This is a genomic window from Arthrobacter globiformis, assembly GCF_030817195.1.
Classification (GTDB): domain Bacteria; phylum Actinomycetota; class Actinomycetes; order Actinomycetales; family Micrococcaceae; genus Arthrobacter; species Arthrobacter globiformis_D.
Window position 1 is genome coordinate 1,599,594 of the sequence record NZ_JAUSYZ010000001.1, and the last position, 13,002, is coordinate 1,612,595.

The following is a 13,002-nucleotide window of genomic DNA, read 5'->3' on the forward strand; positions in this document are numbered from 1 at the left end:
GTCCTCTCAGTGCAATTAGAAGGCGCAGTGCGAGGCCGGTACTTATCCGGCCGGGAAAACCTGCCGGATAAAGCTCGGGCATTGCGGAGCCGGAAAGCCCAAAAAATGCGGGATGACCAGCTGTAATAGACAGTCTGGTGGTGCGTCCGCGCAGAGTCCAGCAATTCCGGCCGCTTTAGGAGAGTGAGCTCTCAAGGCCATTCGAGTTGGGTCGGGGCCGTGGCCGCTTGCCGGGGCTAGCCGCCGCCTGATCACAGGCACCTCGCCGCAGACAAACGGCCGCCCCGCGCAAAAGCGGGCCGGCCGTCGTCGTACTTTAGCTGTTTCGCAGACTACGTGTTTTGGACGTGGTCTTTGGCGTCGGTGGCGGTGGTTTTGACGTCGGTGGCGGCGGTTTGGCCTTCTTCCTTGACGTGCTGGGCGGCGTCGGTGGCGGTGGCCTTGACGTTTTCCATGGCGTCCTGGGCGGGTTCCTTCAGGCCCTGGGCCATGTCCTTGGCCGCGTCGGTGAGCTGGCTGGTCATGGGTTCGGCGGCGGTTTTAAGGGCGTCGGCGGCTTCGCGTTCCTTCTGGCTCGGCGGGATGAGGGAGGAGACGAGCAGCCCTGCGCCGAACGCGATCAGCCCGGCGGCGAGGGGGTTGCCCTGGGTTTTGGCCTTGACCTGCTGGGGGGCGTCGGCGATCGCTTCGCCGGCGGTGCTGATCGCGTTCCCGGCGGCGTCGGTGGCCTGGTGCACCCCGCCCGAGGCGGTGTGCGCGGCGTGGTGGAGGCCGCCGGTGGTGCTGTGGGTGGCGTGGTCCGCGGTGCCCATGACTTTCTCCTTCACTCCGAAGACGGCGTCTTTGACCTTGTCGGTCTGGCGGTGGACGATGTTGGACGGGGTGACCTTGTCGGCCACGGCGTCCACGTTGGTGCCGAGGCGGGCGCGGGTGGCTTCGATGTCGGCGCGGATGGCGTCCGGGTTCTCACTCATCGGTGGTCTCCGTTCGGTTTGAGGGTAGGCGGGATTTCCTGCACTGTCTCGACGGTTTGGGGCATGCCCTTGATGGCTTTGAGTTCCTTGCGGCCCACGGACGCGAGGATCGCGGCGATGATGCCCCAGATCACGGCGACGACGACGGCGGACCAGCCCAGGCCCATCAGCTCGCCCAGGGCGTACCAGAGGGCGATGGAGAGGAACAGGAGCACGAAGTGCCCGGCGACGCCGGCGCCGGCGAGCATGCCGCCGCCCTTGCCGGCGCGGCTGCCGGACTGTTTCAGTTCGGCTTTGGCGAGTTCGATTTCCTGCCGGATCAGGGTGGACAGGTCCCGGGTGACCTCGCCGAGGAGGTCACCGAGGGAGGTGGTGTCGGCCTTGGCGTGCGCGGCCGTTTCCGGGGTATCAGGGATCTGGCTGCTCACAGGGGACGACCTCCACCCTCGGTATCGTCAGTATCCCGCCGCCTCGGCTCGCCATATCCTGGTTCGCCGATGGCTGGCTCGCCATAGGCCGGTTCACCGTAGGCGGGCTGGCCCGTTGCTGGTTCGCCGTACGCTGGCTCCCCGTAGGCGGGCTGGCCAGTGGCCTGCTCCCCGTAGGTTGTCTCGCCGTAGGCCGGCTGGGTGTAGGCAGGTTCGCCCAGTTCGGCGCCATCGTAGAGCGGAGCGCCGACTCCTGCCTCCATGCTGCTTTCGGTGACCGGCGGCTGGACGGGGTAGGGCGGCATGGTGTCAGATCCATAGCCGGCTGTACGGGTTTCGGGGGCGCCGGCCTGCAGGCTGCGGCCCAGGCGTCCGGCAAGCATGCCGGCGCCTGCCGCGAGGAGCAGGAAGGTGCCGGGGCGCTGGCGTGCGAAGGACTTGACCTCATCCAGCAGTGAGCCCGGGTCCCGGTTGTCCAGCCAGGACGCGACCGATGCGGAACGGTCGGCCGCCTGCCGGATCAGGTCCGAGGCCACGCCCTGCTGGTCCGGCGCGTCGGCCATGGAGCGCAGCTGTGAGGAGATGGTTCGGATGCCTTCGGCGGCCTTGGCCTGCTGGGTGCCGGCCTGGCTGGTCAGGTCCGACTTCGCCTGGTGCAGCAGATCCCGGGCGCTGTTCTTGGCTTCATACGCGACGTTCGCAGCCTCGGACTTGGCTGTCTCCGCCACGTTGCGGGCGGCACCTTTAGCCTCGCCGGCGACGTTCGTGGCCTCTTCTTTCGCCACGTCCTTCTTCGAAGACGCGTCATCCTGGTAGCCGGGAGTGCCGTAGCCGGTGGTACCCGCTCCAGTTGCGCCGTATCCCGTGGTGCCGGCGCCGTAACCCGAATTCTGTGTGGCCGGGGGAGTGGTCAGGTCTTCATCCTGCGGCCATTGGTTCTCAGTCATCTTCGCTCTCTCTTTCCGAAAGGGGCAGCTGCTGTACAGGAACCAGCGTTGCTGGCATGCAATGGTAAGCATGTTTACTAATAAATAGTAAGCACCCTTGCCATTTTTTCCCACCTCCATTTTTCTGTCCTCATGGGGAAGTGGCAGAGGGTGTCGACCGTCGGCAGGACTTGCCGCGCGCCACCGGCCACCCAACCCAAGAAAAAAGCTAAGTAGGCTTGCCAAGCTGATAGTAAGCATGCTTAGGGTATAGGTGCGAGGTCGGATTACCGGCCTCGGTCGCGACGATAGATGGCCCCGGCAGGGGTGCTGCAGATGCCGTTCTGCAGCGGCGAGACTTTGCCGTAACCTGCCGTTGCGCTGTCGTCGGCCTCAGCGTGAACAGCCAAATGTGAACACGAAGTCAAACTCCAAGGAGACAACATGCTCACCAAGGAACACATCGACGACCTACTCAACAAGAACGGGAACATCCTCTCCGCAGACGGAGACAAGATCGGTTCCCTCGGCCAGGTTTATGCGGATGATGACAACGGACAGCCCACTTGGGTGACGGCACGGACAGGCCTTTTCGGGACGTCGGAGTCGTTCATTCCCCTCGAGGGAGCACGCCTTGAGGGATCGGACATTGTTGTCCCTTACAGCAAGGATCAGGTCAAGGACGCTCCGCGGGTGGACGCTGAGGGTCACCTTGATCCGTCAGAAGAGGACCGGCTCTACGAGCACTACCAGTTGCATGGCAACGTGACCTATTCCGAGGCTGCGACCGGGCACCGCCCCGACTCCGGCCGGACGGCCGACCGGTCCGCTGCCGGCCTTTCTGCCACCGAGCGGGATGCGGGGTTTGCTGCCGCAGGGAGCGGCGGAACTTATAGTGCAACGGATGGCGGGCTCGGACGCCATACGTCCGGACTGGCGGATGACGACGCCATGACCCGGTCGGAGGAGCGCGTGAATGTTGGCACAGAAAGGCAGGCTGCCGGCCGCGCCCGTCTGCGCAAATATGTGGTGACCGAAAACGAGACCCGGACAGTTCCCGTGCAGCGCGAGGAAGTGCGGCTGGAGCGCGAACCGATCACCGAAGGAAACCGGGACGAGGCGCTGAGGGGACCGGACATCAGCGAAGCGGAACACGAGGTGGTGCTGCACGAGGAACGTCCCGTGGTGGACAAGGAAACTGTTCCTGTCGAGCGGGTCAGGCTGGACACGGAAACCGTCACGGATGAAGTAACGGTGGATGAACAGATCCGCAAGGAGCGCATCGAGACAGACGGCGTAGAGGACACCCGCCGTTAACGTGCCTAACGCCGGGGCCGGGTTACCGGCCCCGGCGTTGTCGGCGGTTTTGGGCTGGCGGTGTTGCCAGCAGGGGTCAAAGGGAAAGAAGGTTGAGACCGATGGTCCCGAATCCTGACGCGGAGCAGTGGGGACCTCACCAGCTGCTGTCCATGGCCGCCAGGCTCGTCCAGCGCCGGCAGGACCAGGCGCTGGCAGAACTCGGCCTCACCCATGCCGCGGTCATTGCGCTCCAAGGCCTTACCGACGGCCCGCTGAACCAGGAGCAGTTGGCCGCCGATATCAAAGTCCGCAGCCAGTCCCTTGGGCGGGTACTGGCGAGGCTTGAGGGGGCAGGGCTTGTGGCCCGTGAGTCGAGTTCGCTGGACAGGCGGCACAACCAGGTATCCATAACGGAAGCTGGCCGACAGGCGCTGGAGGCAGCGCGGAAAGCGGAACAGGACGCCCTGCCCCCCGACGTCGTCGAGGGCACAGTTCTGGGCCGGGAGCTGGCCCGGGTCATCAGTTACTTTCCCGGCCGCAGCAAGGCAGACTCGGCCAAGAACCAGAATACGGCCGCCGTCGTCGGCGACCCAACCGTGGAGGATACCGCCGAGGCGGGCACTCCTGTGGCCGGTGCACCTACAGAAGGTGGGAGGCCCGCAGAAGGTGTACAGGAGGCTTCGGGCGCGGGCACGTCTGCGGAACCTGCCTTGCGGGCACCGGCTTCTGAAGCAGATGAGGTCGGACAGGACGCTACGCCGGCGCCGGAGGACCGTCCCGGAATAGGGCAGAAGCCAAACGGCGTGGGTGACTCCAGCCCGGAATAGGCCTATTGCCTTGGGTAGGTTTTTCGGTCATTGAGGGAGGAAAGTGTCGCCGCGCCGCGCGCGGCGACACTTTCCTGGTTGGCCCATGCCGGTCCGGGCTCAGGGCCGGACCGTACTCTGGCTTCGCTGTGACATCCCTGGCGCCGATATCCCTAGCTTCGCTGTTGCATCGGGTCCGGCCAGTTGCCGATGAGGCCGGACATGGGATCGGGCCAGTTGCCGATCCGGCCGCGCATGGGATCGGGCCAGTTGCCGATCCGGCCGCTAAGGGCGCCGGACTGCGGACGGGACGGACGAGGGGTAGCAGACAGCGGGGCGTGCGTAGACATGACATATTCTCCTGACTGAACTGATGGTCCTTGCGCAAGGTTGCGCAGGTGGTCGTTTCTGCCCGCATTTGAGGGCAGAGTTGACCTGTTCAGTCGGGGGAAGTCCCCGGATCGAAGGCTGGGCTGGCAGGAAGGTTCTGGGTGGCATCGAACATCCCGGCGCCGGCAAGCAGAAGGGGCCGGTCCCAGTCTCCCGCCGCTTCGGCGGCCTGGGCTCCGAAGCCTTCGGAGCCTCCGGAGGAGTTCCCCGACGTTCCCTCGCTCACGGCAAAGGCCGGGAGATGCCCGTCGCGCGGCAACGTATCAATGTTAAGTTTGTGGGTTGCGGGGCTGGCGGCTGCCGGCTCTCGCCGCTGGGGCGTGGTCATCTGCAGCTCTGCAAGCGTGAGGCCCGTGCCTGCGAGCGGCAGACCACCGCCTGTAGCCGGCATGGCCGGGAGGATCGTCCCGGCAAGTGCTGCAGGCAGGGTCCGGTCGGTCTTTGGAGTGTTCGTCCCCTGCGTGATGCCCGACGGCGAAACGGCATGTGGCGGTACAGCGAGATCTGGTGGGTTGTCCGCGGCGCCGGGAACCGGCGCCGGCGGCCTGACAGCCGGTGCGTGGACGCCGGGCAGATCCTGCACCGGCACCGAAGGAACACGCACCGAGGGAACTGGCACCGAAGAAACCGACACCGACGGGACATGCACGGAACGACGCGGCGAAGGAAAGACCGGAGCAGCAGGCGTTACCGGCAGTTGCGGCGCCGACGAAACGATGTCTTCCGCGGCCGTAACCAAGCTGTGTGCTCTGTCGAGCACCGGATCCGCTGCGGTGGTCACGGTGCTGACCGCCGTCGATGCCTCCTCGATCACTGTGGCGGCCGTGTCCGCTACAGTGCCGACGACGGTCGACACGGGCTTGGTGACATCGGCCGGGAGGCTCGGGGCCGTTGGCAGGGCAGGAACGACCGGAAGTAGCGTGGTCGCCGGGGCCACCCGGGAAACAGCCGAAGCCAGCGGAGCAGACACCGCCGACTTCGCAATGGCAGCCACAGGAGTTTTGACAAGGGAACCAGCGTTGAGGGAGCCGGTATCCAGGGGACCAGCGCCAAGCGAAGGGGCAGTCACTGTGTCCCCGGAAGCTGCCTCAGCGGACGCTGCGCCCCAGGTGATCCACGCGAGAACCAGGAGGGCGGGCAGCAGGAGCGCGCGCAGAACGGCAGCTTTGACAGAGCGCAAGCCGTTGCCCATCCGAATCACCCCCCAGCGCGGTGGGAGACCAGAATATGCCCGCCGCCCAGCTATGTCCAGAGGAAAAAAGTCCAGAGGAAAAAATTCGCGCAGGATCGAGCAGGCGGGAACGCTCTAAAATTGAAGCAGAAGGTGCTGTAAGGATGTCTGGGTCCATCGTCGTCGTCCTAGTGTTGCTGGCCGCAATCGCCGTCGTCGCCATTGCGGCAACGGTGCTGGCCGTGTTGCGCGACGGGCGAGGCGAAGTGCGGAGCGAACCGTCTGAGGAGCCCTGGACCGCCGGGAACCTGCCCAGCGAGCCATACGCCCAGATTCGATTCAAATAGCGGCCGCCGGAGGAGCATTCCCGGCTGCGGCTCCCGATCCTACACTGACGGGGTGGGAACCTCCCGGCAGACGAATTCCGCGGCAGCGCGAAGCTGGACACCGATGCGGCTGCCCAAGAGAAGGCCCCCGCGTCGACGTCCACCCGGGGTGCCGCCGGAGTGGCGCTTCTCGCAGCCGTGACCCTGGACGGGGTGCCGGAAAATATCGCCCTGGGCGTCGCACTGGGGGAGGGGACAGGGGGCCTGGCGCTCCTGGCCTCGATCTTCGTCTCCAATTTGCCGGAAGCACTGGTGGGCGCCGCATCCATGCGCAGCCAAGGCCGTACCAGCGGGGCGATCATGGCGCTGTGGACCATCTGCGCCCTGCTGCTCGTGGCGGCCGTGGTCCTGGGTGCGGGCCCGTTGTCCGGCACGGATCCGGAACCCATCTCCCTGCCGCTGGCATTTGCAGCCGGGGCTGTCATAGCCTCCCTCGCGGACACCCTGATGCCGGAGGCCTTCGAACATGGCGGGCCCGCAGTGGCGCTCAGCACGGCGGCCGGGTTCGTGCTCTCCTTCGTGCTCTCCCTTGCCTGATTTCTGCAAGCCAGCCTAGTCCTTGCCGGTGCCTCCCGGGGAGGAGCATTTCCGGACACCAACCTTGCCGGTGCCTCCCGGGGAGGAGCGTTTCCGGACACCAACTTTCCGGACACAAAGTTGGTGCAGCCGCCCACGATGTTGCGTGGCCGCCTGCACCAACCGGTAGTACGAATACTCAGATTAGATATCTACTCATTCGCGGCTCCTAGTTCCCGGCGTTCGCGTTCCGGGCTATTTCCTGTCCTCGACCGAATGCCTTGAAAACATCCAGCCGGCGGCAATCATCAGTACACCAGCCACCATCATGGTCCAGTTGTCCGTCATGTTCAGCGACAGGAAATTGGCCGCCGAATCCACTCCGACACTGAGCCCGTAAATGCTGAGAATGATGTATAGCGCACCGGCGCCCAAGAGGAACCTGCGAGCACCCATTTCACTGCGGGACATGGCCCAGCCGGTTCCGCCGATCACCAGTTGCACAATGTTGAGCAGCATGGACACCTGGAACAGACCTAGGAACATGGCGTGCGAATCGGGCCCAAGGAACATCAGTTCGCCATACCGTGCGGTAATGCCCGGGATGAACCCCAGCACACCGACCACCAACGCGACAATACCAACACCCATGCCGGCGTTCTGGACGTCAGTCCTGCCAAAGTGAACGCCATGTGCATGTGGGGATGCGGTAGTCATTTTCTGCCTCCAACCACTGAATGCGGACAAGCTAATTTTACGACGGGCATCCCGAAAAAGCGCCCGCCGTCGAGCCTGCCGTGCACCGGTGCAGGCGCATGATCGTCAGACTTCTCGCGCTGTTGAGCCTGTCGAAAACAGGGGAGCCGGGTGCTGCATGGCACGATGGGAGGCGATGAAACTGCGTGCTGACCAGACCGGAGACCGTGGCCTACCCATGCCCCTGTGGCTGCAGGGCGGGCTCGAGTCCGCCCAGGCGGCCATCATTTCCGCGCTGGTGGTCATCGCCCCCATCGTTGCGGTGTGGGCTACCTCGGGTTTCGGGAGCGCCGGCTTCGATGTCCTGGCCCGGCTGTCCGGCCAGGCGTGGCTGGTCATCCACGGGGTACCCCTGTACCTCACCACCGTGGGGGAGGGCTCTGCCGCGAGGCCGGAGACCGGTATGCTGTCGCTGCTTCCGCTGGGCCTGACACTTATACCGTTCCTGCTGGCCTGGCGGGCGGGCAGGCGTCTGGCCCGGGCGTCGTACACGGACCAGCTGTGGCAGGCGCTCCTCGGGTCGTGGCTGGTCTATGCAGGTTTCGGCATCGCCACTGGATTCATTTGCCGGACCGAAGACGTTGAGGTTTTCCTATGGTGGGCCGGGCTCCTTCCGCTGGTTCCGTTCGGCCTCGGGATGGTGATCGGCGCCCGGCGGGAGGCCGGTTCATGGAGCCGGCTGATCGGCGTCGACGCCGTGGACTGGATCGCCCGCACCAGCCAGCATTCACGCTGGGCGGGGTCGTATCTGGCCTCCGCAGCCAAGGCCGGCTTCGTCGCCGTCATCGCGGCGCTCGCCATTTCCTCGGCGTTGCTGGCCGTGGATCTTTTCATCCACTGGAACCTTGTGGTGGCGGTCTATGAAGCGCTCGACGCCGGACCCGTCGGAGGCGCGGCACTCACCATTGCGCAGCTCGGCTTCCTGCCCAACCTCGCCGTCTTCGCGCTCGCGTGGCTGACCGGCTCCGGATTCGCGCTCGGCGCCGGTTCCCAGGTGGGCTCGCTGGGAACCGCCGTGGGACCGCTGCCCACTATCCCGGTTTTTGCGGCGATCCCTTCCGGCCCGCTCGATTTCGGACCGGTGGCGCTGGTGGTTCCCGTGCTCGCCGGAGTCCTGGCCGGCTGGTGGTTCCTGCGTGAAGGTGAAAACCACTTCGATGAATGGCTGTCCATCAAACTCCGCGTCCGCTGGCTGACCGCCGCCGCGTCCACGCTGTTCCTGGCGCTGATCGTCGGGGCCGCCGCCGGCGTGCTGGCAGCAGCCCTCGCGTGGCTGGCGCGCGGCTCGGCCGGCATCGGCCGCCTCTCGGACATCGGCCCTGACCCGTTATGGACGGCAGTCTGGCTGGCAGCGGAAGTCGGGATCGGCGTCGTAATTGGGTACGCGGCGGGACCGTGGCTGGAACGCCGGCAACTGCGCGACGCCGAGCTGGGGACCGCCCCGAGCAGCACATAGCCTTCGGCGCGTAGTCTTCCGTGCGCCGGGGCGGCTCTAGCGCACGGGCTGCTTGAGCGGTCCGGGCAGCGAGTTCTCCAGCTGGACCCGGCATTCCGTGCTTGCCTTGCTGGTCAGCGCCTGGCGGGAGCACTGCTGGAAGTCCCGCACCTGGTTGAAGAACAGCGCCGAGGTCAGGACCAGGAGAACCATGACGGCGGAAACCACCAAGCCGGAGATGGTGCCGAACAGCACCAGTTTGGATTCCTTGAACCGGATGGCCCGGATGAGCACGATGATCCCCAGCGCGATGCCCGCCGCCGTCAGAATGGCCGTCAGCCAGAGGTAGGCGATGTCCAGCTGGAACACGAAGAAGGCGCCCAGCACGGCCACGATGAACATGCGGAACAGTGTGTGCGTCTTCTGGAGCGAGGCTTTGGCTTCCTCGCTGAGCGGACGCGCGGTCCGCTGCGACCCCTGGGGGCCCGGAGTGGGGTTCATGTTTTCCAGCCTACGCGAGCAGCCGCCTAAGCTTGAGCAATGCGCATAGTAGTCCTCGTCTCCGGAACCGGTTCCAACCTCCAAGCCGTCATTGACGCCGTTCAAGCCGGGGACCTGGATGTTGAAATCGCCGCGGTTGGCGCGGACCGCCCGGGAACCTACGGCGTAGAGCGCTCGGCGGCAGCCGGGATCGACACGTTCGTGGTGGACTTCAAGGCCTACCCGGACCGCGCGGAATGGAACGCCGCGCTGACGGAAGCCGTTGCCGCTTACCAGCCGGATGTGGTGGTGTCCTCAGGCTTCATGCGGATCGTGAGCCCCGAATTCATCGACGCGTTCGACGGGAAGATACCTCAACACGCATCCCGCCCTGCTGCCGTCCTTCCCGGGCGCCCACGGAGTCCGCGACGCCATGGCCTACGGCGTGAAGGTCACGGGCTGCACGGTGCACTGGGCCGACGCCGGCGTGGACACGGGGCCCATCATCGCGCAGGAGGCGGTGGCCATCGAGGACGGCGACACCGAGGAAACCCTGCATGAACGGATCAAGGTGGTGGAGCGCCGGCTCCTGGTCTCCACCCTCGCGTCGCTCGCCGCGGCGCACTCTGTCGCCTAATTAGCAGCCTGCTCCCAGTTTCAGGGCGCATGGGAACGGTGCCACTACTTGTTCAGGCTCTGGTTGCCGGGCTGATGCGTCCTGCCACATTAATAGGTGGTGCAATACCTGCCCATTGGTGAGTAATCGGAGCCGACGGCCCGGGTAGTGCCCTCGAAAAGACGGGTACCTGGGCGCCTGAATTACGCTGGCTGGCCGCAGAAGCGGCCCATACGCTGACTGCGTCTCATCCAGCGCGCGGCTTGCCAGGAGGTTTCACATGTCGCACTTCAGCATTTCCAAATCGAGTCCAAAAGTTTTGTGTCTTACAGCAGCGCTAGTTCTCGGCACCGGTGCCGTCACAGCTGTGTACGCCTCGGCGACGACGTCCGCCGCAGGCGAGATCAGTGGTTGCTTTAACAACAACAACGGTGGTCAGCTCAGGGTTCTGTCCGCCGGATCCACCTGCGACACCAAAAAGGAAACTCCCATCTCCTGGAACAGCCAAGGGATTCAAGGAGTCCAGGGAATTCAAGGCATCCCGGGCATCCAGGGCGACAAGGGCGGCACCGGGGCCACCGGAGCGACAGGGTCCCAGGGCGAGACCGGAGCGACCGGTGCCCAAGGCGAAACGGGCGACGTCGGGCCGCAGGGGATCCAAGGTGAGACCGGAGCGACCGGTGCCCAAGGCGAAACGGGCGACGTCGGGCCGCAGGGGATCCGAGGTGAGACCGGAGCGACCGGTGCGCAAGGCGAGAAGGGCGATACCGGCGAGACCGGTGCCCAAGGGGCCCAAGGCGAGAAGGGCGACACCGGGGCCACCGGAGCTACCGGGGTCCAGGGGGAGAAGGGCGATACCGGGGCCACAGGTGCACAGGGGATCCAGGGGGAGAAGGGCGACACCGGAGCCACCGGCGCGCTCGGTCCTGCAGGGCCCACCGGAGCCACCGGAGCCACCGGAGCCGCGGCTTCAACGAGCGTGACTGTGCAGACGCTCACCGCTTCGACCGCCACCGTGACGGTCCTGTGCGACGCCGGTCAAGTGGCCATGGGAGGCGGCTTCAGCGGCGTTATTACGACCCCCAGCAACCAGGTGACGGCCAGCCAACCAGTCACGGTAGGAGCGCAGAAGGGTTGGTCCGTGACCCAGACCAGGGCTGCTTCGATCACCGTCTACGCGACCTGCATCCAGTAGCAGCGGCTGGCGCACTATTTCGGGAGCGAGGCGCGGGGCAGCGGGGATTCCTCGCTGCCCCGGCCGGCGCCCGCCGCATCTGAGTAGCAGCAGGGGGCGTTCCCAAGGCTGGGAACGCCCCCTGCTGCTACTCAGATGGGAAAGCGGGCAGCTACTCGAGGCGGCGCTGGCGGGTTTCGGGGGAGAAGAACGCCATCCACAGCACGGACAGGACCACCAGGCCGCCGGCGAGCGCGAAGGAAGTGGCGAGGCCAAGCTGCGGCCAGAAGTAGTTCGCGAAAATGAGTGGGCCGAAGCCTGCCCCCAGCCGCGAGAACGTGGATGCCCAGCCGAAACCGCTGCCGCGCAGCTCCGTGGGGTACAGCTCGGAAACGTAGGCGTAGAGCACCGGGATGGCCACCTGCACCACGAACCCGAACACCAGCAGCCAGAACACCGCGGCCGTAGGCACGTCCACTACGAACGCCACGACCACCAGGATGAGAGCGGACAGCGGCCCCGTGATGGCCAGCAGCCACTTGCGGCCCACGCGCTCCACGAGCAGCGCTGCCGCGATCACGCCAAGGAGCCCGACGGCGGCCATCCCCGCCGTCGTCAGGAACGCCTTGTACTCGGCGAACCCGGCGCCGATCAGGATCCGCGGCATCCAGGTCAGGGACAGGTAGTAGACCAGCAGGATGCTCATGAACAGCGCCCAGGCGGCGGCGGTGATCTTCCAGTTGAACTGCCAGACCCCGCGCAGCTGCTGCCAGGCACTGCCGGCGGAAAGCCGCGGTACAGCCTGCGGCTCGGGCAGGCTGTAGGCCCGCGGCTCGGCGCCGGTGGCCTCCACCAGGCCGTCAATTACCCGGGCAGCTTCATCACGGCGGCCCATGCGGATCAGGAACAGCGGCGACTCGGGAACGCTGCGCCGAACCCAGAACACCAGCAGGGCCGGCAGCACCATGACGAGCATGGTCAGGCGCCAGTCGGCGAAGGCCGCCACGAGCCAGGCGGATACGAACCCGCAGAGCGCCGCGCCCACGGGCCACCAGCCGTCCATGGCCGTGAGAACCCTGCCGCGCTGCCGGCGCGGCGTGAACTCGCCCACCAACGCGTAGTCCACGGGAATGCAGCCGCCCAGGCCGAACCCGGCCATGAAGCGGAACACGCAGAACCAGAGGAAGTCGGGGGAGAAGGCGCCGAGGACCGTGAAAAGCGAGAAGATCAGCAGCGTGGCTGTGAAGGCCTTCCTGCGCCCGATGGTATCCGCGATGGTGCCCCAGACGAAGGCGCCCAGGGCCATGCCGATCAGATTCGCCGTGCCGATCCAGCCGGCCTCGCCCGGGGTGAGGCTCCAGTGCGTGGACAGCAGTGGAATGAGGATGCCGTTGAGGGTGACGTCCCAGGCATCGAACATGAATCCCAGGCCCCCGATCACGAAGATCCGGCCCTGCACTTTCCAGCGCCACGGCAGTTCCTGGACTACCTGCTCGCCGCTGGGCACAGCGGTGTAAATATTCATCTCGGCCTCCTGCTTAAACCTTACGTTGCGTGAGGTCCCGGAGCGGGGGGCCCCCACGCCGGGAACAGCCCGGCCTTCACACTGGGCCAGTCAGCAGGAGGGGGTCCGTCGACACGATAA

13 protein-coding genes and 2 pseudogenes are annotated in these 13,002 nt (G+C 66.0%); 7 read left to right on the top strand and 8 right to left on the bottom strand.

Annotation, left to right across the window (positions count from 1 at the left end):
• Positions 1–332 precede the first annotated feature (332 nt).
• The 3 genes from QF036_RS07260 to QF036_RS07270 are packed head-to-tail and all read right to left on the bottom strand — an operon-like array spanning position 333 to position 2,349.
• Positions 333–974, bottom strand: a complete 642-nt coding sequence (locus QF036_RS07260; protein WP_307100518.1) for a DUF3618 domain-containing protein — start codon at positions 972–974, stop codon at positions 333–335.
• Positions 971–1,402 carry a phage holin family protein gene (locus tag QF036_RS07265; RefSeq protein ID WP_307100519.1) on the bottom strand — a complete coding sequence of 144 codons (432 nt, stop codon included), beginning with the start codon at positions 1,400–1,402 and terminating at the stop codon, positions 971–973. Before QF036_RS07265 ends, QF036_RS07260 begins: the two co-directional genes overlap by 4 nt.
• Positions 1,399–2,349: a hypothetical protein gene (locus QF036_RS07270; RefSeq protein ID WP_307100521.1), complete on the bottom strand. Its 951-nt coding sequence runs from the start codon at positions 2,347–2,349 to the stop codon at positions 1,399–1,401. The genes QF036_RS07265 and QF036_RS07270 overlap by 4 nt, the downstream gene beginning before the upstream one ends.
• A 423-nt stretch (positions 2,350–2,772) precedes the next feature.
• Between QF036_RS07270 and QF036_RS07275 the strand changes: the two genes are divergently transcribed.
• Both QF036_RS07275 and QF036_RS07280 read left to right on the top strand, forming a co-directional pair.
• Positions 2,773–3,645 (top strand): PRC and DUF2382 domain-containing protein, encoded by an 873-nt coding sequence (locus QF036_RS07275; protein WP_307100522.1) that lies wholly within the window; start codon positions 2,773–2,775, stop codon positions 3,643–3,645.
• Between the two features lie 101 nt (positions 3,646–3,746).
• The gene (locus tag QF036_RS07280; protein ID WP_307100524.1) at positions 3,747–4,454 is read left to right on the top strand and encodes a MarR family winged helix-turn-helix transcriptional regulator; all 708 of its coding nucleotides are present in this window, start codon (positions 3,747–3,749) and stop codon (positions 4,452–4,454) included.
• Between the two features lie 152 nt (positions 4,455–4,606).
• On the opposite strand, the gene QF036_RS07285 is transcribed toward QF036_RS07280, so the two are convergent.
• Entirely contained in the window at positions 4,607–4,783 is a 177-nt protein-coding gene (locus QF036_RS07285) for a hypothetical protein (RefSeq protein ID WP_307100526.1), read from the bottom strand.
• Positions 4,784–4,872: 89 nt separating this feature from the next.
• Complete coding sequence (locus tag QF036_RS07290; protein WP_307100528.1) at positions 4,873–6,003, bottom strand: hypothetical protein; 1,131 nt, start codon at positions 6,001–6,003, stop codon at positions 4,873–4,875.
• A gap of 155 nt (positions 6,004–6,158) precedes the next feature.
• On the opposite strand from QF036_RS07290, the gene QF036_RS07295 reads away from it, so the two are divergent.
• Both QF036_RS07295 and QF036_RS07300 read left to right on the top strand, forming a co-directional pair.
• On the top strand, positions 6,159–6,341 hold the full coding sequence (locus tag QF036_RS07295) for a hypothetical protein (RefSeq protein ID WP_307100530.1): 183 nt from the start codon (positions 6,159–6,161) through the stop codon (positions 6,339–6,341).
• A gap of 66 nt (positions 6,342–6,407) precedes the next feature.
• Positions 6,408–6,917: pseudogene (locus QF036_RS07300) on the top strand (zinc permease); the annotation flags it as partial.
• A 234-nt stretch (positions 6,918–7,151) separates the two neighbouring features.
• On the opposite strand, the gene QF036_RS07305 reads toward QF036_RS07300, so the two are convergent.
• Positions 7,152–7,613 (bottom strand): DUF4383 domain-containing protein, encoded by a 462-nt coding sequence (locus QF036_RS07305; RefSeq protein WP_307100535.1) that lies wholly within the window; start codon positions 7,611–7,613, stop codon positions 7,152–7,154.
• Positions 7,614–7,788: 175 nt separating this feature from the next.
• On the opposite strand from QF036_RS07305, the gene QF036_RS07310 reads away from it, so the two are divergent.
• The gene (locus QF036_RS07310; RefSeq protein ID WP_307105819.1) at positions 7,789–9,108 is read left to right on the top strand and encodes a cell division protein PerM; all 1,320 of its coding nucleotides are present in this window, start codon (positions 7,789–7,791) and stop codon (positions 9,106–9,108) included.
• 36 nt (positions 9,109–9,144) lie between these two features.
• On the opposite strand, the gene QF036_RS07315 is transcribed toward QF036_RS07310, so the two are convergent.
• Positions 9,145–9,588, bottom strand: coding sequence for a hypothetical protein (locus tag QF036_RS07315; RefSeq protein ID WP_307100537.1), 444 nt, complete (start codon positions 9,586–9,588; stop codon positions 9,145–9,147).
• A gap of 39 nt (positions 9,589–9,627) precedes the next feature.
• Here QF036_RS07315 and purN point away from each other — a divergent pair.
• Positions 9,628–10,204 (top strand): annotated as a pseudogene (gene purN / locus QF036_RS07320) (phosphoribosylglycinamide formyltransferase).
• 298 nt (positions 10,205–10,502) lie between these two features.
• Positions 10,503–11,378 carry a hypothetical protein gene (locus QF036_RS07325; RefSeq protein WP_307100539.1) on the top strand — a complete coding sequence of 292 codons (876 nt, stop codon included), beginning with the start codon at positions 10,503–10,505 and terminating at the stop codon, positions 11,376–11,378.
• Positions 11,379–11,529: 151 nt separating this feature from the next.
• On the opposite strand, the gene QF036_RS07330 is transcribed toward QF036_RS07325, so the two are convergent.
• Positions 11,530–12,882, bottom strand: a complete 1,353-nt coding sequence (locus QF036_RS07330; RefSeq protein WP_307100541.1) for an MFS transporter — start codon at positions 12,880–12,882, stop codon at positions 11,530–11,532.
• Positions 12,883–13,002 lie beyond the last annotated feature (120 nt).